The sequence below is a fragment of the Melghirimyces thermohalophilus genome (assembly GCF_900102685.1).
GTDB classification, from domain to species: Bacteria; Bacillota; Bacilli; order Thermoactinomycetales; family DSM-45169; genus Melghirimyces; species Melghirimyces thermohalophilus.
Genome location: NZ_FMZA01000022.1, coordinates 1 through 16,126 on the forward strand (window position 1 = coordinate 1; position 16,126 = coordinate 16,126).

The 16,126-nt window shown below is 53.0% G+C and carries 18 protein-coding genes and 2 pseudogenes; 14 read left to right on the forward strand and 6 right to left on the reverse strand.

The window, feature by feature from the left end; genetic code table 11:
* On the forward strand, positions 1-205 hold a 205-nt coding region (locus BLP91_RS14220), incomplete at its 5' end, for an IS3 family transposase (RefSeq protein ID WP_143003524.1).
* Between the two features lie 190 nt (positions 206-395).
* On the opposite strand, the gene BLP91_RS14225 is transcribed toward BLP91_RS14220, so the two are convergent.
* From BLP91_RS14225 to BLP91_RS14235, 3 genes are all read right to left on the reverse strand, one after another.
* Positions 396-1,625 carry an aminopeptidase gene (locus BLP91_RS14225; RefSeq protein WP_091572643.1) on the reverse strand — a complete coding sequence of 410 codons (1,230 nt, stop codon included), beginning with the start codon at positions 1,623-1,625 and terminating at the stop codon, positions 396-398.
* 70 nt (positions 1,626-1,695) lie between these two features.
* The gene (locus tag BLP91_RS14230) at positions 1,696-3,162 is read right to left on the reverse strand and encodes a nicotinate phosphoribosyltransferase (RefSeq protein ID WP_091572511.1); all 1,467 of its coding nucleotides are present in this window, start codon (positions 3,160-3,162) and stop codon (positions 1,696-1,698) included.
* Between the two features lie 5 nt (positions 3,163-3,167).
* Positions 3,168-3,599 (reverse strand): M67 family metallopeptidase, encoded by a 432-nt coding sequence (locus BLP91_RS14235; protein WP_176758001.1) that lies wholly within the window; start codon positions 3,597-3,599, stop codon positions 3,168-3,170.
* A gap of 151 nt (positions 3,600-3,750) precedes the next feature.
* On the opposite strand from BLP91_RS14235, the gene BLP91_RS14240 reads away from it, so the two are divergent.
* From BLP91_RS14240 to BLP91_RS14285, 11 genes and pseudogenes are all read left to right on the forward strand, one after another.
* Complete coding sequence (locus BLP91_RS14240) at positions 3,751-4,629, forward strand: DUF72 domain-containing protein (RefSeq protein WP_245662284.1); 879 nt, start codon at positions 3,751-3,753, stop codon at positions 4,627-4,629.
* Between the two features lie 120 nt (positions 4,630-4,749).
* The gene (locus tag BLP91_RS14245) at positions 4,750-5,142 is read left to right on the forward strand and encodes an NUDIX domain-containing protein (protein ID WP_176758002.1); all 393 of its coding nucleotides are present in this window, start codon (positions 4,750-4,752) and stop codon (positions 5,140-5,142) included.
* 169 nt (positions 5,143-5,311) lie between these two features.
* Positions 5,312-6,136 (forward strand): sulfite exporter TauE/SafE family protein, encoded by an 825-nt coding sequence (locus BLP91_RS14250; protein ID WP_091572521.1) that lies wholly within the window; start codon positions 5,312-5,314, stop codon positions 6,134-6,136.
* Positions 6,137-6,149: 13 nt separating this feature from the next.
* Positions 6,150-7,619, forward strand: a complete 1,470-nt coding sequence (locus BLP91_RS14255; protein WP_176758003.1) for a bifunctional metallophosphatase/5'-nucleotidase — start codon at positions 6,150-6,152, stop codon at positions 7,617-7,619.
* A 101-nt stretch (positions 7,620-7,720) separates the two neighbouring features.
* Positions 7,721-7,978: a DUF6154 family protein gene (locus BLP91_RS14260; protein WP_091572526.1), complete on the forward strand. Its 258-nt coding sequence runs from the start codon at positions 7,721-7,723 to the stop codon at positions 7,976-7,978.
* A 133-nt stretch (positions 7,979-8,111) separates the two neighbouring features.
* Complete coding sequence (locus BLP91_RS14265) at positions 8,112-8,414, forward strand: YunC family protein (RefSeq protein WP_091572529.1); 303 nt, start codon at positions 8,112-8,114, stop codon at positions 8,412-8,414.
* Between the two features lie 135 nt (positions 8,415-8,549).
* A complete protein-coding gene (locus BLP91_RS14270) occupies positions 8,550-9,365 on the forward strand; it encodes a ZIP family metal transporter (protein WP_091572532.1) in 816 nt (271 codons plus the stop codon).
* A gap of 43 nt (positions 9,366-9,408) precedes the next feature.
* Positions 9,409-9,573 carry a hypothetical protein gene (locus BLP91_RS16815; RefSeq protein WP_176758004.1) on the forward strand — a complete coding sequence of 55 codons (165 nt, stop codon included), beginning with the start codon at positions 9,409-9,411 and terminating at the stop codon, positions 9,571-9,573.
* Positions 9,574-9,611: 38 nt separating this feature from the next.
* Positions 9,612-9,788, forward strand: coding sequence for a hypothetical protein (locus tag BLP91_RS16820; RefSeq protein WP_176758005.1), 177 nt, complete (start codon positions 9,612-9,614; stop codon positions 9,786-9,788).
* A 323-nt stretch (positions 9,789-10,111) separates the two neighbouring features.
* Positions 10,112-11,578 (forward strand): annotated as a pseudogene (locus tag BLP91_RS14275) (amidohydrolase).
* A 164-nt stretch (positions 11,579-11,742) separates the two neighbouring features.
* The gene (locus BLP91_RS14285; protein ID WP_091572540.1) at positions 11,743-13,083 is read left to right on the forward strand and encodes a helix-turn-helix transcriptional regulator; all 1,341 of its coding nucleotides are present in this window, start codon (positions 11,743-11,745) and stop codon (positions 13,081-13,083) included.
* Between the two features lie 55 nt (positions 13,084-13,138).
* On the opposite strand, the pseudogene BLP91_RS14290 reads toward BLP91_RS14285, so the two are convergent.
* The 3 genes and pseudogenes from BLP91_RS14290 to BLP91_RS14295 form a co-directional block, all read right to left on the reverse strand.
* Positions 13,139-13,885: pseudogene (locus BLP91_RS14290) on the reverse strand (RluA family pseudouridine synthase); the annotation flags it as partial.
* 15 nt (positions 13,886-13,900) lie between these two features.
* On the reverse strand, positions 13,901-14,062 hold the full coding sequence (locus tag BLP91_RS16825) for a hypothetical protein (RefSeq protein WP_176758007.1): 162 nt from the start codon (positions 14,060-14,062) through the stop codon (positions 13,901-13,903).
* A gap of 92 nt (positions 14,063-14,154) precedes the next feature.
* Entirely contained in the window at positions 14,155-14,706 is a 552-nt protein-coding gene (locus tag BLP91_RS14295; protein ID WP_091572546.1) for an MOSC domain-containing protein, read from the reverse strand.
* A gap of 155 nt (positions 14,707-14,861) precedes the next feature.
* Here BLP91_RS14295 and BLP91_RS14300 point away from each other — a divergent pair, with 155 nt between their 5' ends.
* Both BLP91_RS14300 and BLP91_RS14305 read left to right on the forward strand, forming a co-directional pair.
* Positions 14,862-15,611, forward strand: coding sequence for a DsbA family protein (locus BLP91_RS14300; RefSeq protein WP_176758008.1), 750 nt, complete (start codon positions 14,862-14,864; stop codon positions 15,609-15,611).
* 15 nt (positions 15,612-15,626) lie between these two features.
* A complete protein-coding gene (locus tag BLP91_RS14305; protein WP_091572551.1) occupies positions 15,627-16,043 on the forward strand; it encodes a disulfide oxidoreductase in 417 nt (138 codons plus the stop codon).
* The last annotated feature ends 83 nt before the right edge of the window (positions 16,044-16,126 follow it).

The window sequence follows — 16,126 nt, forward strand, 5'->3', positions numbered from 1 at the left end:
GAGAGGCAATTGCTTTGACAATGCCTGCATCGAGAGCTTCTTTTCCCACTTGAAAGCAGAAGCTCTGTACCTCCATGGTATCCAAGATATTACTGAAACGCAAAGGTGTATTGAGGAGTACATTCAATTTTACAATGAACAACGGATTCAACGGAGATTAAAAAAGTTGACGCCTGTGGAATACAGACGCCAACTTGTCGCTTAATCCGGGTTTTTTCCAAGAGTCTACAAAATGGGGGCTTGACCAACTGTGAGGTGTCGGAGTTTTTTGCGGAAGGGTCTTACCGGATGCGAGCTTCCAGTTTGGCCCGGTCAGAACGAACCCGGTACAATGTGGCAAGGTGTTTCAGGTTAAAAAATCCCCTCCCGGTCGTTATGAACTGGGAGGGGATTTTTTAAAAGGCCCAGTTACCCTGTCGGAAGATCGGTATCCGGGATCCGTCGGCGGTTTCGCCGTCGATGTCCAGCTGGTCGCTGCCGATCATGAAGTCCACATGGGTGATGCTGTCATTCAGTCCTATCTCGGCCAATTCTTCCTCTTTCATAGAGGAGCTGCCCTCGACGCAGAAGGAGAAAGCTTTTCCGAGGGCCAAGTGGCAGGAGGCATTCTCGTCGAACAAAGTGTTCAAAAAGATGAGATTGGTATTGGAGATGGGGGAGTCGTGGGGGACCAGGGCGATTTCACCCAGGTAACGGGCCCCTTCATCGGATTCCAGCAGGTTTTTCAGGGTATCGTAACCTTTTTCTGCTTGGAAGTCGACCACCCGTCCTTCTTCAAACCGCAGGGTGAAGTTCTCGATCAGGTTGCCCTGGTAGCTTAAGGGTTTGGTGCTGGTCACCACCCCGTGGGTTCCGCTTTTTACCGGGGAGGTGTATACCTCCTCGGTGGGGATATTGGCGTTAAACGGGACACCTTGGTCGTTTTCGGAGGCACCGCCGCTCCAGAGATGACGGTCTGGCAGTTCGACGGTCAGATCGGTGCCGGGAGCCCGGTAATGAAGTTTCTTCAAGCGTTTGCGGTTGAGCAGAGAGACCTTCTCATGGAGGGTGGCGTTATGCTGACGCCAGTTGTCCACAGGGTTTTCCCGGTTGACCCGGGTCGCTTGGAAAATGGCGTTCCAAAGGGCGTCCACCGCTTCCGACACCTCTTTATCCGGGAACACTTTTTGAGCCCATGCCGGGGAGGCGGCACCGATGATCGACCAGCTGATTTTGTCGGAGACGATGTAGGACTGCCACTTTTTCATCGCTTGCCCTGCCGTTTTAGAGGCAGCGGAGATCCGTTTGGGATCAACGCCTGCGAGCAGCTCCGGATCGTTGGAATCCACATGGAGAAAAGCGCCTCCCTCTTCAGCCACCTTCTCCCTGGCTTGCACCTTCCATTGGGGAAATTCCGAAAAAGCTTCATCTGGAGCCAAGTCGTACTTCAGACGGGTGACGGTTTCATCGTTCCAGTCGACATAGACGTGTTTCGCACCGGCCAGATACGCTTTTTTAACAATCAGCCGGACCAGCTCGGCGGTTTGGATGGAGGCAGTGACCACCAGCGTCTGTCCGGGTTGCACATTGACCCCTGTTTTGACGGCCAACTCCGCATACTTTTCAAGTTCGGATTGAAAAGACATAAGCCCCTCCTTTGATTCGTTTTCTCTTTTCTTTTGATCATATGAAGCACTTTCCTGCTTGCCGGGTTTTTCACTTTCCGTTTTCTTCACGGATTTGCCGATAGATGTTCTGAATCAGCTCCTGTTTGGTTTCCCACAAATCCTTGGAGAGGTCGACAGGATACTCCTCGGGATTTAATAGACGCAAATATTCTTCCCAAAACAGGGAACGTTGCTGTTGGTGATAACGACGGGCTTCCTCCAGTGTGGGCAGATCCTTCTGCCGTTGTCCCTTTTGGATCACAGGGGTCAAAAGCTCCACCGCTCGGAAGTGGTGCACCTTTTTCTTGCGGTAGGTGTGGACCGGGTGAAACAGGGTTAAGGGCCGTTTCTCGTCCAGCCCTTTGTGGGCGGGAGTGATCAGATCGCCTCTGGCTTTGCCGGTGTCCCGGTCGATGATACGATGCACCGTTTTGACTCCGGGAGTGGTCACCTTTTCAGGATTGGAGGAGATTTTGATGGTCGGCTGCCATTGGCCATCGACGTCTCTGGCGACCAGCTTATAGACCGCCCCCAAGGATGGCTGGTCATAAGCGGTGATCAGCCGGGTTCCGACTCCCCAGGAGTCGACGCGGGCCCCCTGGGATTTAAGATTGAGCAATGTGTCTTCATCCAGATCGCTGGAGGCAACGATCTTGGTATCCGTCAGACCGGCTTCGTCCAGCATTTTACGGGCCTTCTTAGAGAGAAACGCCAGATCTCCGCTATCCAGCCGGATACCCGCCAGGTTGTGGCCTTGTTTCTTCAGTTCTAGTCCGACCTGAATGGCGTGAGGGACACCGCTTTTCAGTGTGTCATAGGTATCTACCAAAAGTATGGCGTTATCGGGAAAAGCTTTTGCGAAGGCTCTAAAAGCGTCTAGCTCACTCTCAAAGTCCTGAACCCAGGCGTGGGAGTGGGTGCCGCTGGTTGGGATACCGAATTGCTCGCCTGCTTTCAGATTGGAGGTTCCGTCAAATCCGGCCAGGTAAGCGGCACGGGCTCCCCAGAGTGCAGCATCGGTCTCCTGGGCACGGCGGCTACCGAATTCCAACAAGAGGTCGTTCTCCGCCACGGTGCGCATCCGGGCGGCTTTGGTGGCGATCAGGGTTTGATAACCGATAAAATTCAACAGAGCGGTCTCAACCAGCTGCAATTCCATGACCGTTCCCTCCAAGCGCAAAAGCGGCTCATTGGGAAAGGCCAAGGTTCCTTCCTGCATGCTGTATACATCCCCTGTAAAGCGGAACTCCCGGAGCAGATCCAGGAAGGAAGGGTCGTAGTGCTCCGGTTGGTCGGCGAGATACCGGATATCCTCTTCGGTGAACCGGAGGTTCTCCAGGTATTGGATGGCTCGCTCCAAGCCGGCAAATACAGCGAAGCCGTTTCCAAAGGGAAGTTTGCGAAAATAAAGGTCGAAGGCTTTTCGCTTGAGGTGGGATCCATTTTTCCAGTGAGCGTACATCATGGTAATCTGATATTTATCGGTGTGGAGTGCCCACCCCTGGTTGGTTTGCATCAACTTCACTCCATTCGGTCTGAGGAACCGTCTTTGACAAGGTAGATCACCGGGATAACCTGTCCATCCCGAATATAATAGGCGGAAAGCCTGGGCTGGTCTCCTTTGAGAGACAGGATCCAACTGATCAATTGCGGATAATGCCATTCCCGGATATCCCGTGTAGACGGGTGTGGATCAGTGCAGGGATGGGAATGGACGATTCCCAGCAACTCCAGTTGCTCCTGCCGAACCTGTTTCAAAGTGCTCAGATAAGCCCGCGGTTCAAATGAGAAGGAATGGGGACTCCGATCACGGTTGGGAATGGGAAAAAAACGGGTGATCCGATTCCCTGAACCGGCCAATATCCCGCATCCTTCAAAGGGTTTTTCACGCAGACAGTGAGCTTCCAGCTCACGGATCACATCGGCGCCGATGGTGATCGTCGGTATAGCCACCGCTTCCACCTCTTGGTTTCAATCTGGAAGTCCGGTTCCTCCAGTTGGGTTTTGGACTTCGAATCGAGGGATTTCTTTTTTATTGTACTCTCCCCACCCGGATTTGTCAGCTTCTGTGATACAATGTCGGCAATGTAAGGGGGGATATGCGTTGACCCAATCAGCGGGGTCGGCTAATCCAATTCAAATCGGTGTCTGCGGTTGGGGGGATCATGATCTCTACCCGCCCGGTACGGCGTCCAAGGATAAGTTGAATCTTTACGCTGGGCATTTCCCGGTGGTGGAAGTGGACAGCACCTATCACGCGATCCAGCCCCGCGAGCGAATGGCTCGGTGGGTGGAGGCGACGCCGGCTTCCTTTCGGTTTGTGGTGAAAGCCTACCGGGAGATGACTGGACACGGGCGCCGGGAGGGGGCGCCAGTCCGGTCCATGAAAGAGATCCTTCGTGATTTTGTCGAGTCAGTGACACCGATGGCGGAGGCGGGAAAACTGACCGCCGTTCTGTTTCAATTTCCACCTTGGTATGACTGTACTCAAAAACATGTCCGGTATATCCGAAGCTGTCGCCAGGCGATCCCCGATCTTCCCCTGGCAGTGGAATTTAGGAATCGCACCTGGTTTGAACCCCGGTATCGGGAGGGAAGTTTACGTTTTTTGGAGGAGGAGAAGCTGATCCATGTGGTGTGTGACGAACCCCAGGCAGGCATGGGCTCCGTTCCTGCCGTTCCCGTCGTCACCCATCCGGAACAATCACTGATTCGCTTTCACGGCCGCAACACTTCCGGTTGGCGCAAAGTGGGGCGTTCCAATGCCCATTGGCGGGATGTCCGCTATGCTTACCGTTATTCGGAAGAGGAACTGACGGAATGGGTGGAGCGGGTTCGCCAAATGAAGCGATCCGCCAAACAGATTACCCTGCTCTTCAACAATAATTCGCGCGGGGATGCGGCGGATAATGCTAAACAGATGGCCCGTCTGTTGGGAGTGGAGTCGACCGGATTGGCCCCGCGTCAGATGGAGATGTTCTGATCCTTTTATACCACTCTCCTTTGTACAAAAAAAGGTGGCGGATGAGCTGGTGAGAAAATAAGAATGGTAATAGGGGGCCGAAGGCAGATCAATACGGATCTTATTGTTCAGGAGGGTCTCATGGGGATTTATCGTTTGCCGGTATCGGTGAAAGGTGTCTTGCTCGATGCGGCGGATCGGGTATGCCTGTTGAAAAATGATCGAAATGAATGGGAACTACCCGGAGGCAGGCTGGAACCCAGAGAATCGCCGGAGCAGACCCTGGTCAGAGAGGCCGGGGAGGAACTGGGGATTCAGGTGTTGGTCGGCTCTCTGCTGGATGCCCAGGTGGCGGAAGTGATTCCCGGTCGGGAGGTGTTTCTGGTCACCTATCGCTGTTTTTGGGATGGGGAAGGTCAAATTAGAAAGAGCAGCGAACACGAGGATGTGGGATGGTTCTCAGCGGAGGTACTCTGTTCCCTCAAAATCTCCGCTTGTTACACTCGGGCGATCAAGCGCAGTCTGGACGATTGATCAACCGGTTGACGCATGAAAAAGGGAAGTCCGCAAGGTCCGGGGCCGACAAGGAGGTCCCGGATTTTTTGACCTTTTTTCCACAGCTTCTGTTGCTGCCGGTTCTTTGGTAGGATAATAAAATAGAATACATAACGGCTGGTGTTGTTGCCGTTTGCGGGAGGGTAACATGTTATCGGAGTGGTTGTTGTTCTTACTGATCGGTCTGGTGTCGGGAACCGTAGGAAGTTTGGTCGGTCTGGGCGGCGGAATCGTCACCGTGCCGTCGCTGCTATTCATCGCTTCCTTATTTCCGGACTTAAGCCATATCACCCCGCAAGTGGCAGTGGGAACCTCTTTGGTCGTGGTCATGATCACCGGCCTATCATCCACCCTTTCCTTTTCCCGGCAAAAACGGGTTGATTGGCACAGCGGTCTTATCTTCTTCCTCGCCAGTGGACCAGGAGCGATCTTTGGGGCATACCTGACCCGCTTTTTTGAAGTGGAAGGGTTTTTTGTCGGTTTTGGTTTGCTGATGATCCTGGTGTCAGGATTGCTTACCTTTCGCGATCGTTTGCAGAGCCGAACGGTAAAATGGACTGTCAAGAGGGAAATTATCGGCCCCGATGGGAATTCATACCGATATGGTTACAAACGTTCCACCGCATGGGCCGGTTCCTTCGCCGTCGGCATCATTTCCGGGTTGTTCGGGATTGGCGGAGGGGCGTTACTGGTGCCGATGATGGTTTTACCCTTCCGCTTTCCGCCCCATGTGGCGACAGCCACCTCCATGTTTGTGATTCTGCTGTCGGCAGTACTGGGTTCCATGACGCATCTAGCACAGGGAAATATCGATTGGCTAGCGGTGTTGCTGATCGCACCGGGAGCCTGGATTGGAGCGAAAACAGGTGCCTGGATTTCCCGGAGGATGAGCAGCCGTGTGCTTCTGATCGCACTGCGGTTGGCGATCGTCGTCGTCGCTATTCGCATGATTGTTGAAGGTTTTCCGGGTTAGGGGGAGGATGGAGTTGAACCGAGCCAAACGGATACATCTTTTACATACCAACGATCTCCATAGCCACTTTGAAGCCATGCCCCGGGTTCATCGGGTTTTGCACGAGCTTCAACAGCGGCTGGAAGACTCCGGTGAAACGGTCATCCCTGTCGATCTCGGCGACCATATGGACCGTTTCAGTGTGGAGACAGAAGGGACGCAGGGATTGGCCAACCGGGCGGTGATGGAAGCGGCGGGTTACCAATTGATCACCCTCGGCAACAACGAACTGCTCACCTTCTCTAAGGAGGAGCTTCACCGCCTGTATATCGACGCGCCCTTTGAAGTATTGGCCACCAATGTAGCCGATGCTGACGGAGGCCGCCCTTCCTGGATCCAAACGGAGTCCATTCGGGAGGTCCAGGGGTTTCGCATCGGTTTTCTCGGGGTGACCATCCCTTTCCAAAACTTTTACCGCCTGTTGGGTTGGCATGTCTCCGATCCCTTTGAGGAACTGACATTGGCGGTGCCCCGATTGCGGAAAAAAGCGGATGCGGTCGTGATCCTGTCCCACCTGGGCCTGGGCAATGACCGGCGATTGGCCGAGGAGATTCCCGGGATCGATGTGATTATGGGAAGTCACACCCACCACCTGCTGGAGGTGCCGGAACGGGTCGGCGGTACCTTGATTGCAGCGGCGGGAAAGTTCGGCGGCCATGTGGGCCATGTAGTGTTGGAGCCAAAGGAAAAAGCGGACGGGCTGGAGCGGGTGGAGGCCGGCTGTGTCGCCGCCGCCGGTGCAGCGCCTGATCGGGGGCTGGTGGAAAAGATCCGCTCCTTTCGAGACCAGGCGGAACACACTCTATCCCAACCTCTGTTCACCTTAGATCAATCCTTGCCCATCAGTTGGTATGAGGAATCTCCCCTGGGCAACTTTTTGGCCGATGGATTGTTGGACTGGGTTCCTGATGCGGAATGTGCGATGGTAAACGCTGGCCAGTTGTTAGAAGGCCTAAAGGCTGGGCCGGTCACCCGAGGGAAGCTCCATCGGATCTGTCCCCACCCGATCAATCCCGCGCAGATGGTGCTAACAGGCGAACAGATCCGCGGCATTCTGGAGGAAACACTGATCCGGGAAAATCAGGACCAGGAGATTCGCGGTTTTGGCTTTCGTGGCAAAAAACTTGGGGTATTAAACCTCGCAGGCATGACGGTAGAATATCGGCCGGAAGCCCCGCCGGGAAAACGTCTGATTCAGGTACGGATTGACGGAGGGCGCTTGGTGCCCGAGAAAGAGTATCAGGTGGCTACCATCGATATGTTCACCTTTGGTGTGGGCTACCGAGAGTTCCGACGGGGTGACCATCAAAAATATTTTTTGCCCGAGTTTCTACGGGATGTCTTGGCCCACCACTTGCAACAGCCGGGTGCGGTGGAGCGCTGCCATCAGGTGCGCTGGCATCGGCGGAGTGAAAAGCAACCTCCCGGCATGTCTTGTTCCTGAAACGGAAAAGTTATACAGGGATGGTTGTTGTTTTGTCCCGCTTCCGGGTTCCATCAACTCTTTTGATAGGGTAGAATAGCTGGAGAAGAAGGAGGCTCAATATGCGATTTGTAGACGACCTGTATTCCTTATACCGGGATCAACTGGGTGAAGACGAAGAAAACGCTGTATCGGTGGTTCTTAATATACTGGAAGATCAGAGCCGAAATGATGTCCTGAAACTGATTCAGGAGATGAACGATGAAGAAGTGATCCAGATGATGGGCGTCTACCTCGTGGAGATGCTGAAGATGAAGATGGCCCAGGAGGGGCAGCTGAACGACTGGGAATCCCCCCTCAACCGTCCTCGGTATCACTGAAAGGGTTCAGGTGACGCTTCCCACTCGTTTAGAGAAGATCAAATCATGATTTTCATCTGGCAGCATCGGGACCACACCTCTCTCCCTTTTCCGACATAAGGTATATTGTCAACTGAAAAGGGGGGAGAAGTCCTTGGTCCGGCTTGAACCGATTGATCTGGATGGGCAGCAGGTGCTGGGAGTGGAAGTGAAACTGCCCAAAACCGATTTGTTAGTGATCACTACCGGTAAAGGGTATATCATGTGCGGAGCTCTCGATGTGGGTCTCTTAAATGAAAAACTGGCCGATCGGGAGATCCTGGCTGGTCGTGCCGTCGGCGTCCGCTCCTTGCAAGCCCTATTGGATGCACCTTTACAAATGGTGACGGTCCATGCGGAACGACAGGGGATTCACTCCGGTATGATCGGGCGGGAAGCGCTCCTTAAAATGATGTGAGGACACCGGGAGGGTGTCCTTTTCCTGTAGGGGGAAGCTCCGCAGAAGTTTTTATCGAGAGTGGGGATCCGCGGCGGCCTACTACATAGACTGATGGATGAAGCGACTGAATCGGTTTAGAAAGGAATGGACGGCATGTTCGACTTTTTTATCCAGCTACATCCCGTAGGGCAGGCATTCATCATCACCCTGTTCACCTGGGGGATGACGGCTTTAGGGGCCGCATTGGTCTTTTTTACAAAAAACATCACTCCCAAAATCTTGGACGGCATGTTGGGCTTTGCAGGCGGTGTGATGATCGCCGCCAGTTTTTGGTCGCTCTTATCGCCAGCGCTGGAGATGGCGAGTCAGTCTTCGGTTCCCAATTGGCTGCCTGCCGCTGTCGGCTTTATGCTAGGGGGAATTGTTCTGTCGCTGGTGGATAAAATTCTCCCCCATCTGCATCCCAACATGCCGAGAAGTGAGGCGGAAGGTCTCCGCACCGGGAAGCGACGTCGGAGCACACTCTTGGTTCTAGCCATCACTCTGCACAACATTCCCGAAGGGTTGGCGATCGGTGTTGCCTTCGGAGCGGTTTTAAGTGATTTTCATTCCGCCTCCTTGGCCGGGGCGATCGCTCTCGGCCTCGGGATCGCTATCCAAAACTTTCCCGAAGGAATGGCGGTCTCCTTTCCCTTGCGACGGGACGGCATGTCCAGGAAAAAAAGCTTTTTTTACGGTCAATTATCGGGGGCGGTGGAACCGATCGCCGGCGTGATCGGAGCCCTCTCCGTCCTCTTTATCAAACCGATCCTGCCCTATGCGCTAAGTTTTGCCGCCGGGGCGATGATCTTTGTTGTGGTGGAAGAGGTGATCCCCGGCTCCCAGGAAGAAGGGAACACCGATTTGGCCACCATATTTCTCATGATCGGTTTTGTGGGGATGATGATACTAGATGTGGCATTGGGTTGACGGTTGAACCAGAGCTTTTCCCGCTACGTGGGGAGGCTCTTTTTTGATGCGAAAATCTGTTCAGACGGATTTAGTGGGAATCGGAGAAAAGTCCGCTTTCCGGTTTTGGGTGGCCACCATTTCTCCCTATGTTGCGACATTTGTTGTCGATTCTGACAAAATAAAAATATTTTTGCAAAATCGGGAAGGAATTTGTCGTTTTATGTAAAAGAAAGTAACTAACCCTGATTGGAAGGAGAGATGGTTATGAAGCGGATGGGTGTTTCGGTGATGGTGTTAGGTGTGGTTTTTTCTGGGTGGGCAGCTACAGCCGATACGATCTGGGCTGCAGATGAGCCCAAAGGCACGGTGATCACGCCGGAAGTGGATGAACCCAAAGGCACAGTGGTGACTTCGAAAGCGGATGAGCCTAAGGGTACGTGATCATCGTAAGCAAAGAGACGGAGAAAAGGAATAAGAAGAGAGGAGACCCTTGCCCATTTAGGTGAGGGTCTTTTTTGGGTGGTTTCTTACGATGGGTTTTATTATTAAACCTTTCCTAGCCTCCGGTTGTTTCGGGTTGGAGGTGAAGATGCGCGCATTATAAAAAATAACGTCTCTTGTTGGTTTCATTCTACTGATCCTCGCTTTTTAAAAAAAGATATCATTTGTGACTTGTTGTCCTAAATACGGCGATGGTCGTCCGGGATGGGCGGATTGTGTGGGTGGGAGAAGAGGCGGGTTTACAAGGGTGGACTGGGAAGTGGATGAATCTGCAGGGGCGCCGGGTGCTCCCAGGCTTGATCGATGCCCACATGCATCCTCTTTTTTTGGCGGATACGGCTAGACAAATTTCCTGCACACCGCCCCTTATTCATTCCATCGAGGATTTGGTGACGGAGATCCGCCGTCAGCGGCAAAGTGGGGGAGCTGATGCTTGGATCAAGGCCTGGGGGTATGATGAAGGAAAATGGTCCGAAGGGCGGGCGCCGACACGTTGGGATTTGGATCGAGCCGCCCCCGATGTTCCCGTTATTGTCTACCGCACCTGCAGCCATATGGCGGTGGTAAACAGCGTGGCCCTCGCCATAGCTGGCATTAGCAAAGAGACCCCCGACCCGCCGGGGGGAGAGATCGTGCGGGATTCCGACGGGGAACCGACGGGCTTGTTGCGGGAGAATGCCAAGGCGTTGGTGACTCCCTTTATACCGGTTCAGACCATGGAGGAGAGCGCCACCGCACTGGCGGAGTTGAGTCCGCAGCTCCTCGGGCACGGTATCACGGCCATCACTGATTTGATGGCCCGAAGGGAGCCGGAGGATGATTTGGATCTTTATCGAAAAGCCCGGGAGCGAGGATTGCAGCCACGGACGGTGCTGTACTATTTATGGGAACATCTACGAAAGCGGCCGGTGATCGACCCGAGTATAAGATCCCGTCAATCTCCGGTTCATGTCGGAGGGATTAAGTTGTTTGCCGATGGCAGCATCTCCGGGCGGACAGCATGGATCGACCCGGTCTATAGAGGGAATGAGGTGACCGGGGGGATGGCCACCACTTCTTGGGAGGAATTGTTGGCCGCCGCAGAGGCCGCTAAAGAGAATCAAGTTCAGTTGGTGATCCACGGGATGGGCAATCGAGCGATCGATATGATTGTGGACACCTTCCGCGGAACAAAAGGTTGGTTGGCCGATATGCCTTCCATCCGCATCGAACATGCGGCGCTGCCTTCCCCCAAGGCGATTCAAGGCGCGGTGGAAACGGGGATCGCCATCGTTTTCCAACCGATTTTTTTGTTTGCGGAGATTGAAAGTTATCTGCACAATATCGGCCGGGAGCGGACCCGAGGGGCTTATCCGGTGCAAACCATGTTGGAGTGAGGGGTGTCGGTGGCCTTCTCCTCCGATGCACCGGCGACGACATGGGCGGATCCTGTCAATCCCTTTGTGGGCATCCAGGCGGCAGTCACGCGCAAGGCGTACGATGGAACGGACATCGGCGGGGGTCAAGCTGTGGATGTAGCTACAGCTATCACGCTGTATACCCGGGCTGCCCAGCAGATCACGGGTATTCCCGCCGTTGGCCAACTGGCTCCCGGTTATCATGGGGATTTTATCGTGCTGGATCAAGATATCTTTGAAGTGGAAAAGGAAAAGATTCACCAGATTCGTGTGGAGGAGACCTACATGGGTGGCCTCCAAGTCTATCAAAGAGGTGTTGAAGTGAAAAAATAAAATGATCGGTGATCACCAACCTCCTGCGAAGAGCGGGAGGTTTATCACTTGTTCGCCGTTTTTTCACAGTTAAACATCAAAATTATATTGAAAAATCAATCCCTTTATATTTCCATTGCAGAAAATATCTTATAAAATATATATGAAACAGGGAGGTGAATGAGATGCAGGCGCAATTGGAACCTAATGAGATGGGCGAAATTATTCGAAAGGTCAGAAAACAAAAAGGTTATCGCCTGGAAGACCTGGCCGATGGGAATGTGTCACCGGCTACCATCAGCAATATCGAACGGGGTGTTCCGCCTATCAACCAGACAGAAGCGTTATATTTGTTGGACAAGCTGGGAATCCCGACGGAACAGATCCCCCATCTCTTGCTCGACGAGCAACAACAACTGGTCAAACTGGAGCGGACCTTGTTAGTGCTGGAGTCAAAACTGGAGGTGGGAAAGGCGCGCGAAGTTTTACACCGGCTGGAATCCCTGAAGATCGATGATTCTCATCGATTGGCTCCTCTCCTTTATTATCTGCGGGGGAAGAGCTGGATCGGTGTCAATCGCTTGGATCAGGCGGAACGATGCTTCAATATGGCGATTCGTCTCTCTGCTCAGCAGGGGAGCACTTCCAATCTAGAATCGGCTAGTTTTGGGGAGTTAGGCCTGTTATATTACCGAAAAAACGATTTGGAGGCGGCCATTCAGTATACCGACAGCGGAATCGATGCTTTTGATTCCAAGGGAAAACGACAGCACGTCTGGTACATCCTGCACATGAACAAAGGGCTGTTTTTAGAACGGATGAATCGGATCGGTCCCTGCATCCAATTGGTTGAAGAGGTCTGGGAGTTTAAAGAACGGATTGCCGATAGTTATGTGTTGTCTGTCTTTTATTGGCTGAGATCGGAGATGTATTACCGGACGGGAATGTATGAGGAGGCGATTGATACCGCTTCAGAAGGTCTTGATCTGGCGCGACGGGGGAAATTATACCGTCTTATTTGTGCTTTGAGCACGGTGATCGGCAGTTCTCTGATCCGAATACAGCAGCTGGATTCCGCGGAGGAGTTTTTTCAATTGGCCCTGACCTGTAAGGGAAAGATGGAGGATGATCGGTCCTTGACCAACGTCTATATCCGGTTGGCACTGTTGTATAAAAAACAACATAAACCTCTGAAAGCGACCCAATGTCTGACAGAAGCGATTCGAATTGCGGAGACGTGTCAAGATGTTCCGCGCTTGGTCCGTTCATGGATTCTAATGGGAAGCCTGTTGCAGCAACACAACCGCGAGGCTGCGATCGGGTATTTTGAAAAGGCGGCTGACACCGCCCAGGAATACGGATTGGCAAAACAAGCCCATGAAGCGACGGTAAAGCTGGCTCAATGTTGGTATAAGCAAAATGAACAGCAGTTTCAGAAATATATAAAACGAATGTACGAAATCCAAGCCGCCGAGATCGACCGGGAAGAGAAAGACTGGGTGGAGGAGATGGGAAGGAAGGAATAGCTTCTTCTTTGGCCGTTTAACCAGGCGGATGGATGGTGCGTGCCATGTCCACCGCTTATTTAGCTTCCCAATCCAATTTCAGCTCCCGGGCCAGCCGGTTGAGATCCTCGGGAAGGGGGGAAGTGATCTGGAGGTTTTCGCTCCGCAACGGATGGTGAAAGGTGAGTTCACAGGCATGGAAAGCTTGCCGGCTAATCAGGGAGCTCTTTCTCCCGTAGAGGCTGTCTCCCAACAGAGGAAAGCCTAAATGGGCGAAGTGAACCCGGATCTGATGGGTGCGGCCGGTATCCAGTTCCACTTGGACCTTGGTGGCCTGATTGGTTTCGTCGATGATGCGGTAATGGGTGATGGCCGCGTCTCCCTGCGGTGAAACGCGGCGGCGCAGGGGATGATTCCGTTCTCTTGCAATTGGGGCATGGATCGTACCTGTGACCGGATGAGAGAGAGATAATCTTCCTTTCAGAAACGCAAGGTAAACTCGCTTTAACCGTTTTTCCCTGAGTTCCCGATCCATGAGCTGGTGGGCGTAGGCGGACTTGGCCACCATCAACAGGCCGGAGGTGTCTCGATCCAACCGATGGACCGGCCGTACTTTTCCTTCCCCGCCCTGTTCCTTCCAATGGTGGACGATTCCGTGAGCCAGAGTGCCCCTCTCCCCGGAGCGAACCGGGTGAACGTTCACCCCGGCGGGCTTGTCCACCACCATGAGATCGATGTCCTCATACCGGACCTGAAAGTTGACCGGCTCCCCCTCCAGATCGGCCCGCTCCCGAGGGCGAACCGCCACCTGAAGCCGGTCACCTTCCCGGACCCTGCGCTATAGCCAAGGCATGCTCCCGTTGAGACGGATTCCCCGACTCCGCGTCAGCCGGCTGATCATCCGATTGGACAACAGGAGCGGCCCTTTTAACACCTCCTGCACGGTTCGTTTGTTCCACTCCCCGGGCACCCGATAAGTGATCCACTTGTTCTCCTTCATTTACAGTTTCCCCCCGTTTCCCACTTATCGTATCTTTTATTGAATCTTTATTCGGATCATCCAACCGAATCTTATGGTAAGAAGAGACTTCGTCAATCTTCAAGGACGAGGTCCGCCTGATCCCCCTTCTTCATCTTACCCGGCCTCTCCACCACACAGACAATTCCCCGGAGACCAAAAGCTGCTTTGACAAAGCGGGAAGGGAGTCGGGGCTGATCGGGAAACTGTTTTTGGATGATTTCTCCCGGCTGGATGCAAGGAAGGTTTTCTCCTTCGCAGAGGAGACCGGATCCGTCCGGGAAGATGATCCGGCTTCCGGGAGGAAGAAGGGTCAGTTTCGGATATCCGCTGATGGCCAGATTGGCCCCCAACCAGGAGGGTAAAATCTGTTTAACCCCCAGGTTTTCAGCGATGCGGGCGCACTCCTCCATGGAGACGACGGAGATCTGCCTCCGGTTAAAAATTTCAGTCCCCCAAAGGTACATCGGTTCCCGGGATCCGGCTTGCTTCGTCAGTCCGAAGTGAAGGTCCCCCGGGATGCCGCCGTATTGCAACTCAGCTGATTCAACCGGCCGGGTGACAAAGCTGTCCCTTCGATCTGCGATGTAGACCCCTTCGATCCTTACCGGATGCTTTTTCCTCATCGATCATTCCTCTCCTTTTGCGGGTTTCTTTTACACTAACGACAGCGAAGACGACTTTTGTCCACAGGGTATCGGGTTTTGATGCTCACCCCGCAAGGTATATTCATGGTATAATGGCAAGTACTAGAATGGAAGATGGGAGGGATAGAAACCAGATGGGAAAGAAAAAGAAAGGTCAGAACCAAAAACAAAAAAGGAAACAGGCTCAATCCGGTTCCAACCTTCAGACACTGACTCTGGTGACTCTGCTGGTGGTTTTCCTCGGGTTGGGCGTTTATGCCATCGTAGATACATTTACTGGTTCAGAGAATGCGGATCAGGCTCATGAACAACCGAACGCCGTCGATGAGGAGCTGTTCGCCTACGACCAGCAACCGGTGCAGGGAGATCGGGAGGCTAACGTGAATATCGTCGAGTTTGGCGATTTTAAATGCCCAGTCTGTAAGGAGTTCGAGAGGGAGATCTTTCCGAAGTTGAAACAGGATTATCTCGATAACGGCCAGGCCGGATTCTACTTTATCAACAACCAGTTTATTGCTGAGGATTCCGTTACGGCGGGAATAGCTGGTGAAGCGGTGTACAAGCAGGATCCGGAAGCTTTCTGGAAATTTTATGATGCAATCTATGAGCAACAAGGTCCCGAACACGAACATTGGGCGACCAAAGAGTTTTTAGTCGATCTGGCCAAGAAAACAGTCCCCGAAATCGACCATCAAAAGCTGGAGCAGGCGATTGAAGATCGGAAATACGAAGATGAGGTGCGCAAGGATAAGTCTATTGCCACCCAAGCGGGAGTTACCTCGGTGCCAGTCTTGTTTATTAATGGAAAACCGGTGCCCACGAATAAAACTTTCGACTATAACTATATCAAGCAGATGATCGAAGAAGAATTAAAGAAACAATAACAGATCAGTCTGGAGGTGCCCCTGATCCGGACCTATAGTTTATATTTCGCCTGGCTGGTGGCCTTGGCCGCTTTGGTCGGCAGCTTGTGGTTCAGCGAAGTGGCCGGGTTTATCCCCTGTAAACTGTGTTGGTTTCAGCGCATTCTCATGTACCCGTTGGCTGTGGTTCTGGGAATTGCCAGCTATCGGAGCGACCGCTCGATCGTGCTTTATGCTCTTCCCTTCAGCCTGATCGGGATCGGGGTCTCCCTCTTTCATTACGCACAGCAAAAAATACCCGGATGGGCTGATGTGGCCGGCTGTTCCCAAGGCGTTCCCTGTAGCGGCCAGTATATCAACTGGTTTGGATTTATCACCATTCCATTTCTAGCATTGATCGCTTTTATTCTTATCTCCGTTTTTTTATGGGTCGGACGCAATGAGTCGGCTTGAGCCTGGGGGTGCCTTGAAGGGGAGGCACTCTTTTGTATAGAAAGAATCGCCTTCCATTTTATTGAAAACGTAAGGGTTTTTGT

What these genes read in the sequence shown, in the direction of transcription:
- BLP91_RS14225 (WP_091572643.1), bottom strand. Translation starts at nt 1,625, where the DNA reads ATGTCTTTTCAATCCGAACTTGAAAAGTATGCGGAGTTGGCCGTCAAA.
- BLP91_RS14230 (WP_091572511.1), bottom strand. Translation starts at nt 3,162, where the DNA reads ATGCAAACCAACCAGGGGTGGGCACTCCACACCGATAAATATCAGATT.
- BLP91_RS14245 (WP_176758002.1), top strand. Translation starts at nt 4,750, where the DNA reads ATGGGGATTTATCGTTTGCCGGTATCGGTGAAAGGTGTCTTGCTCGAT.
- BLP91_RS14250 (WP_091572521.1), top strand. Translation starts at nt 5,312, where the DNA reads ATGTTATCGGAGTGGTTGTTGTTCTTACTGATCGGTCTGGTGTCGGGA.
- BLP91_RS14260 (WP_091572526.1), top strand. Translation starts at nt 7,721, where the DNA reads ATGCGATTTGTAGACGACCTGTATTCCTTATACCGGGATCAACTGGGT.
- BLP91_RS14270 (WP_091572532.1), top strand. Translation starts at nt 8,550, where the DNA reads ATGTTCGACTTTTTTATCCAGCTACATCCCGTAGGGCAGGCATTCATC.
- BLP91_RS16820 (WP_176758005.1), top strand. Translation starts at nt 9,612, where the DNA reads ATGAAGCGGATGGGTGTTTCGGTGATGGTGTTAGGTGTGGTTTTTTCT.
- BLP91_RS14285 (WP_091572540.1), top strand. Translation starts at nt 11,743, where the DNA reads ATGCAGGCGCAATTGGAACCTAATGAGATGGGCGAAATTATTCGAAAG.
- BLP91_RS16825 (WP_176758007.1), bottom strand. Translation starts at nt 14,062, where the DNA reads ATGAAGGAGAACAAGTGGATCACTTATCGGGTGCCCGGGGAGTGGAAC.
- BLP91_RS14295 (WP_091572546.1), bottom strand. Translation starts at nt 14,706, where the DNA reads ATGAGGAAAAAGCATCCGGTAAGGATCGAAGGGGTCTACATCGCAGAT.
- BLP91_RS14300 (WP_176758008.1), top strand. Translation starts at nt 14,862, where the DNA reads ATGGGAAAGAAAAAGAAAGGTCAGAACCAAAAACAAAAAAGGAAACAG.